This window comes from Massilia sp. CT11-108, from assembly GCF_047302915.1.
GTDB lineage: Bacteria > Pseudomonadota > Gammaproteobacteria > Burkholderiales > Burkholderiaceae_D > Telluria > Telluria orientalis.
On record NZ_JBKYMO010000283.1, the window covers coordinates 1 to 7,363 of the forward strand.

General features: G+C 61.6%; 7 protein-coding genes and 1 tRNA gene. 1 reads left to right on the plus strand and 7 read right to left on the minus strand.

What is annotated here, in order from left to right:
• Positions 1-349 (minus strand): LysR family transcriptional regulator (locus ACEN88_RS20275; protein ID WP_413342433.1); only part of this gene is annotated, 349 nt, incomplete at its 3' end.
• 94 nt (positions 350-443) lie between these two features.
• Here ACEN88_RS20275 and ACEN88_RS20280 point away from each other — a divergent pair.
• Positions 444-917 (plus strand): lipocalin-like domain-containing protein, encoded by a 474-nt coding sequence (locus ACEN88_RS20280; RefSeq protein WP_413342435.1) that lies wholly within the window; start codon positions 444-446, stop codon positions 915-917.
• Between the two features lie 2 nt (positions 918-919).
• On the opposite strand, the gene ACEN88_RS20285 is transcribed toward ACEN88_RS20280, so the two are convergent.
• The 6 genes from ACEN88_RS20285 to ACEN88_RS20310 form a co-directional block, all read right to left on the minus strand.
• A complete protein-coding gene (locus ACEN88_RS20285; RefSeq protein WP_413342437.1) occupies positions 920-2,125 on the minus strand; it encodes a GGDEF domain-containing protein in 1,206 nt (401 codons plus the stop codon).
• 261 nt (positions 2,126-2,386) lie between these two features.
• Positions 2,387-3,718, minus strand: coding sequence for an ImmA/IrrE family metallo-endopeptidase (locus tag ACEN88_RS20290; RefSeq protein WP_413342439.1), 1,332 nt, complete (start codon positions 3,716-3,718; stop codon positions 2,387-2,389).
• Complete coding sequence (locus ACEN88_RS20295) at positions 3,715-4,221, minus strand: hypothetical protein (RefSeq protein ID WP_413342441.1); 507 nt, start codon at positions 4,219-4,221, stop codon at positions 3,715-3,717. Before ACEN88_RS20295 ends, ACEN88_RS20290 begins: the two co-directional genes overlap by 4 nt.
• 180 nt (positions 4,222-4,401) lie before the next feature.
• Positions 4,402-4,478: transfer RNA gene (locus ACEN88_RS20300), tRNA-Pro, on the minus strand.
• A gap of 59 nt (positions 4,479-4,537) precedes the next feature.
• A complete protein-coding gene (locus tag ACEN88_RS20305) occupies positions 4,538-6,433 on the minus strand; it encodes an MFS transporter (protein ID WP_413342443.1) in 1,896 nt (631 codons plus the stop codon).
• A gap of 152 nt (positions 6,434-6,585) precedes the next feature.
• A partial coding sequence (locus ACEN88_RS20310) for an AbrB family transcriptional regulator (protein ID WP_413342445.1) occupies positions 6,586-7,363 on the minus strand: 778 nt, incomplete at its 5' end.

Below are 7,363 nucleotides of genomic sequence, written 5' to 3' on the forward strand. Positions count from 1 at the left end.
ACAAGGGTCCACGCAGGCGCGGGGCGAGCAGGCAGGCCGTCAGCGCCGGCGGCGCCGAGACGCGCACGACACCCGCCACCTCGGCCGCGCCGCGCGCCACGTTGAGCAAGGCGTGCATGTCGTCTTCCACCTTGCGCGCATGCGGCACCAGCGCCGTGCCGGCCGCCGTCAGCGACCAGCCCTTCGGAAAGCGGTCGAACAGGCGGGCACCAAGCGCGGTTTCGAGCGCGTCGATGCGGCGTGCCACCGTGGTGTGTTCCACACGGGTCGCGCGCGCCGCACCCGACAATGTGCCGGCCTCGCACAGCGCGAGGAAGAAGCGGAGGTCGTCCCAGTCAGGTGTCTGCATTGTGCAATTATGCACGGAACAGGTGCGGATTTCGGGAATTCCGTTCAGGCGACGGCAGCGCTACGCTGATGTTTTCACCTGAAAGGAGAACGACATGAACAAGCAGATCGCCGGCATGGTGCTGGCCAGCGTCGCGCCGGCCGTGCAGGCTGTCCCGCCCGATCTCGCGGGCACCTGGACGCTCGTCGCCGCCGACGTCCAGCGCCCCGACGGCAGCATCGAGCGTGACTATGGCGCCGCGCCCAAGGGCCGCCTGGCCATCGATGCGCAAGGACGTTACACGCTGCAGATCTTCAAGGCCGAGCGCCCGCGCTTCGCTTCGGCGGACAAGGCAGCCGGCACGAGCGAGGAGCTTCGCGCCGCGGTGCTCGGGTCGAGCACGCACTACGGCACACTCGCACTGGAAGACGGCCTGCTCGTATTCCGCATCGAAGCCGCGTCCTTCCCGAACTGGGAAGGCACGGTGCAGCGGCGCAGCTTCGAGTTGCATGGCGACGAACTGCGCTACCGCGTGCCGGCGCGGCCGGACGGCGGCATTCCGATGTCGGTGTGGCGGCGCCTGCCCTGACGTCAGGCGATTTCGACCCGGTTGCGGCCGTTCGCCTTTGCGAGGTACAACGCCCCGTCCGCCCGTTTGATCGCCGCCCCGATGTCTTCCTCGGGCTTCAGCGACGTCACGCCGAAGGATGACGTGACGCGCAACCCGTGCGGCCAGTCCTGCGTCGCCAACGCCGCGCGCAGCTTGTCGAGCATCGTCATGGCATGCGCCACGCCGGTTTCCGGACACAGGAGCAGGAACTCCTCCCCGCCCCAGCGCACCAGCTTGTCGCTCGATCTGACTTCGCGGCGGATGAGCGCAGCGAAACGCCGCAGCACCTCGTCACCGGCGTCGTGGCCATACTCGTCATTGATGCGCTTGAAATGGTCGAGATCCATGAACACGACCGCCATCTCCTCGTCGACGTGGCCGGCGACGTGCAAGCGTTTCATCAGCACCTCCCTGAGGCCCTGGCGGTTCAATGCGCCGGTCAGCGGATCGGTATGGGCCTGGTTGGCGAGGTCGCGCGCTTCGAGTTGCAGCGCCTTGTTGATGGCGGCCAGCAATTCCAGGCGAGCATTGGTGGCGGAGAGACTGGAACGGGTATGCATCAGGCTCAGCGACAATCCCAGCAGGCCGCAGCCGATCCACGCGCCCACCAGCCAGGTCAGCAGCTTGGTATCCGATATCCATTTGCCGCGAAACTGGATGGACCGCAATTCGAGCGTGATCGACTGGCCGGGCGGCACCGATCCCGTCGAGATCTCCACGGCCGTGACGTTATCGAGTCGGGTATACGTTTTCTCCAGCGGGACGTCGTGCGCCGTGATCCACCAGTCGGCGGTGCGTACGACGTTGATGGGAATCGTGAACGTGGTCTGCACCGGCACATCGAATTCGACGGAGTTGTACCGCTGCGAGTTCCAGTCGCCGACGGTGGAGAATTCTTGTTCAAAATTCGTCAGGTGCAGCCTGATCTTTCGCCCGGACGCGCCTGAATACCGCATGTCGAACGCCACCGAGTCGAACTGGCTGAGGTCCACGCCCTTGCCGTCCCACCCCAGGTGGAATTGCAGCTTGCAGAATGGCCACGCATAGCCCGCACGCAGCGCGCAGCCCATGACGAGGGCATCCTTGGTCCGCACGAGCGACGAGACGGACTGGCCGTTCTCGTGGCGGTCGTCGGTGACCGTGGCACCGTAAGGCTGCCTGGGCGAGATCTCCAGGACCCGCGTCATCCCGACGTGCTGCCAGACAATTAATGCGGGTGTCAGAACCAGCAACAGTCCAACCAGGGACTGGACTATGGTCGTTGCGCGCGCGGATCGACGGATCATGACGGATCGCTGATGTATTTATTTGGCGATTAATATACTGAAATCGACATGAGCCCGCGAGTACTTACCGTGCGGCAAAATCCCTTAACAAATATGACCAGTTCGAAAGCGTGCCTGTCTCAAGCCACAAGAACTCGAATGCGAAAAGACATGAATGTCACATCAAGATAACACGTAAGGAAGACCACTCGCCCCGAACTCCCGGTACAAGAGATTGTTATTCGCAAGAAGCGACGTGACCGTTGCCGGACTTATCTCGAAATGATCCGCTGCATCCTCCAGATTATCGTCGGAAAAATCATCATCAAGGAACCCCTGGAGTTTTTCGATAGGGCACAGAAATTCAGCAGCAAATGCACGCTGATATTTTTGCCGGTTGGTACTCAAGTCGGTGGAGGCAAGCCAAGTGTCCGTGTTTGAATTAACATATAACAAGTCACCAACAAATCGTGCCATCTCGAACCGCCTTGATCGCGGATGCCGCTTTCGAGGTATTAAAGAAACGTGACGATTCCCGTGGGGAACCACGATTCCGGCTCGGTGACGAGAATCCGATGCATAGTGATCTATTTCTTCCCTTCGCACACCCAGGACTTCACACAACATATCTGTATCGATATGATCGCCGGAGGCGTGAAGTTCTTTCCGTAGCTGACGTGCATCGGCGACGGCGCGCTCCCAAGGAGCGGCCCCCTTGTTGATTCGTGAACTGATCCGTGGCAGGTCTGGTCTGCCTGAAATACCTTTACATTCGATCAGTCTCCCCAAGTCCGAGATCGAATCTGCTCCGCCAGCTTTTCCATAAACCGGCGCAAGCTCAGATAGCGCAGCCTCACCGATCCGATCCTTTAAGCGGATAGCCGCGAATAGAACCTCCTCGGGGCACTCGTCGGGATCATAACCAAGCTCGGCTTCACAGCGACGAGCTAACGCAGTATCGGGATCTGCTCTCTCCGCCACAACTTCGGCCCACAAGGACTTTAATGAGGCTTCGGCCTCAGCCACACCAGTTGCATCCAGTCGAGCGATGACCGCATTAATAAAACCTTCGATCTCGACTTCGAAATCCTGCATCGCAAACGTTACTGGCGCAGCTAAGCCATTCAGATACCGAACGGATTGATCGCGTGAGCCTCGCGAAGGAACAGCCCACACTTGCATTGACTCCCCGTCTGTTGCAAATAAAACTTGAGGCCACACGTAACCGGAGTTTGCCGCCCCCATTTCATGAGCCATTCGCCAACTTGTCGGAGGCCGCGCTGATCTTGGCGGAAGCGGTTCCGACACCAGGCGCCACCAACTCGCTGCGAACCAATAGGCTAGCGGATATGCGGATACGACGACCGAATTCGATATCGTTTGAGAAAAGATATCTTCGTTCTGCGTCAATGAAACATCGCCAATTTTCAACTCGAGTCGGCAAATCGTCTGGCGCAATTCCGGCACATCATCCCCAGCATGAGTCCACGGATGATGCAATTGAAATTTTCTCATGATTTGAGGTTCCACCGTGCTAGCACTTCTTCGACAAAAGGATCGGAGTCGGGCATGGGATAACCATGATAACTACCCAACTGTGGATTCTCGATTTGCGCCTCCAGAGCAACGCCGTTTTCGGTCACCGACCATATGTTTTTCGGCCACCCGTCCACGAAACGATCGCTAACCAGACCCTTTTTCAGACCGATCCTCAAATAACGGAGTGCCTCGGCGCGCGTAAAAATAGCGACCACGTCGCATAACGATTTCCCTTGGCGCGGACCGCTCGGCGGTGTCAGACCAAAATCACCCGGATTCTTTTTATGCTCGGGATTCCCGCCATACCTGACTTTTTTTGCCAAGAGTGCGCAAATTTGCAAATTCTCTGCGCTAAGCTCCCAAAGGGCTCGCTTAGGGTTGTACTTATTTTCTCTTTTTTTCATCAGATAACAGGAACGGTAGCCCGCAGTGGTGAGCCGCACTGCGACGCCGCACGACAGCATGGCCGTGCCGGACACGTCTCACTCAGCTTAACTTTTTACAACTCTACGATTGTACTTTTAAAGCATAAAGACAACGTGCAACAATCCGGTATCGAGCATGAGCTTACACAAGTATTTTAAGCTGCGAACTTCCTGCCTGCTCGACAGAAATGAAAAAAGGCCAGCTCGAAAGCTGGCCCATCTCTATGAATTCATTGGTCGGGGCGAGAGGATTCGAACCTCCGACCACGTGCACCCCATGCACGTACGCTACCAGGCTGCGCTACGCCCCGACTCGGGCCACAATTATAACAGAGGCACACAGGATGACTAGCGTTTTTGTCACGAGAAACTATTTCCATTCCCCGCGCAATGCCAGCACTTCTTCGTACAGCCCCTCAGGTGTCACCTGCTGCGGCGGCACCGGCCGCCCGACGGCCAGCGCCAGCTTCGAGCGCAGCCCGCGCGCGAACGAGCGCTCGAACACATTCGACGGATCGCGCGAAAACACGCTGCCCCACAGCCCGCGCAGCGCCATCGGGATCACGGGCACCTGGCTGCGCGCGACGATCTTGGCGATGCCGCCGCGGAATGCGTTCATCTCGCCCGTGCGCGTCAATTTCCCCTCCGGGAAGATGCACACGAGTTCCCCTTCGTGCAGCGCCTGGGCGACGTCGACGAAGGCCTTTTCCATCAGCCACGGGTTCTCGTGCGCCGGGGCGATCGGGATCGCCTTGCCGGTGCGGAAGATGAAGCCCAGCAGCGGCGTCTTAAAAATGCGGTGGTCCATCACGAAACGGATCGGGCGCGGGCTCGCGGCCAGGATGACGATGGCGTCGACGTAGCTGACGTGGTTGCAGACGAGGACCGCGGGGCCCTCTTCCGGGATGCGCTCGACGTCCACCGTCGACACGCGGTGGATCGTGTGGATCAGCAGCCAGGCCAGGAAACGCATCAGGAATTCCGGCACGAGCGAGAAGATGTAGATGGCGACGACGGCATTCAGCAGCGCGGTCGTCAGGAACATCTCGGGGATGCTGAAACCGCGGCCGATCAGGAAGACCGCGACGCCGGCCGACGCCACCATGAACAGCGCATTCAGGATGTTCATGCCTGCGATGGTGCGCGAGACGTGCGCCGGGTCGCAGCGCGTCTGGATCAGCGCGAACAGCGGCACGATGAAGAAGCCGCCGAACACGCCCAGCAGCAGGATGTCGGCCAGGATGCGCAGCGTGCCGTGCTGCGCCAGCACGCCGATGAAGTCGACGGGCGCCGTGTTGGTATAGCCGAGGCTCGCGAAATACAGGTCGATGCCAAACAGCGACAGGCCGATGGCGCCGAACGGCACGAGACCGATCTCCACTTTGCGGCCGGAGAGTTTTTCGCACAGCAGCGAGCCGGTGCCGATCCCCAGCGAGAAGATGGTCAGCAGCAGCACGAACACGCTGTGGTCGCCATGCAGGTACTCCTTCGCGTACAGCGGGAATTGCGACAGCACGAGCGCGCCGTAGAACCAGAACCACGAATTCCCCAGCATCGACAGGAACACGGTGCGGTTCTTTTTCGAGAACGCCAGGTTGCGCACGGATTCGGCGGCGAAGTTCGCGCTGATCCTGAGGCCCGGCGCGGGCGCCGGCGACGCCGGGATACGCCAGCTCATGGCGAGGCCCAGCACGGCGACGGCCAGCGTCCCGAACGCGACGAGGTGCACGCCGGCGGCGCCGTGGCCGGCCAGGATCGCGCCCATCACCTCGCCCAGCAGGATGCCGACGAACGTGCCCATTTCGATGACGCCGTTGCCGCCCACGAGTTCTTCCGGCTTCAGGTGCTGCGGCAGGTAGGCGTATTTCACGGGGCCGAACAGCGTCGAATGGACGCCCATGCCGACGACCGCGGCGACGAGCAGCCACAGGTTGTGCGTGAGCCAGCCGATGGCGGCAATGGCCATGATGCCGATTTCGAGCAGCTTGACGAAGCGCGCCAGGCGGCCCTTCTCGACCTTGTCCGCGATCTGGCCGGCGGTGGCGGAGAACACGACGTACGGGAGGATGAACAGGCCCGGGATCAGGTTGTTCAGCAGCGCGGCGGGCAGCGTCGTCCACGACAGCGCGTCATAGGTCAGCACGACGAGCAGCGCCGTCTTGAACAGGTTGTCGTTGAAGGCGCCCAGGAACTGGGTCCAGAAAAACGGGCCGAAACGGCGCTGGGTCAGCAGGGAAAACTGGCTGGTGTGGTTCGGGTGGCTCATGGTCGATGACGCGGATGTCGGGGATGCGACAATCTACAACACAACCGGCACGTTGAACACACAATGTTGCTGGGTGTGAATCAATGGTCGCACAATCCGCTACCCGGAGCGACTGGATATGCAACCACGCTAACGCCAAGTCGCGCCGGGCGTCACCCGACCCGCGTCCACACCCGGTACAGCGGCGCTATCCCCAGCACGACGACCACCATGCGCGCGACGTGGAACGCCGTCACGACGGGCACGCCCAGGTGCAGCACGCGCGCCGTCAGCGCCATCTCCGCGATACCGCCCGGCGACGTGGCCAGCACCATCGTCCCCGGATGCAGGCCGGTCACCGCCGCCACGCAGAACGCGAACAGGCCCGCCAGCAGCAACGTGAGCGCCGTGCACGCAGCGACGCTGGCGAGGAAGCGCGGCGCCGTGTGCACGAACGCCGGCGTGAAGCGGGTGCCGAGCGAGACGCCGATGAACAGCTGGCCCGTGCGGATCATCCACTCCGGTAGACGCGACAGCTGCACGCCGGCCGCCGTCATCATCAGCGCCACGACCAGCGGGCCGATCACCCAGGCGTTCGGCACGCGCAGGCGTTTCAGCGCCAGCGCGGCGCAGCTCGTGATGGCAATGAGGATGCACAGCCCCGCCGCATCGACCCGGCCGGCGAGCGGCACGAACGCATCGAGGCCGTTGCCCCAGCCGTGGGCCGCGAACCAGCGCACGGCGAAGGGGATCGTACCGACGACCATCATGATGCGCAGGCTGTGCGCGGCCGCCACGCGTTCGACGACGGCGCCGTGACGCTCCGCCTGCACGGCCATCTCGGAGGCGCCGCCGACGGCCAAAGCGAAGAAGGCCGGCGCCTGTGTGTTATAAACATCTGACCCGGCCGACGCATATAGAGGTGTTGATCTCGGGGGGGGGCGGATGAAT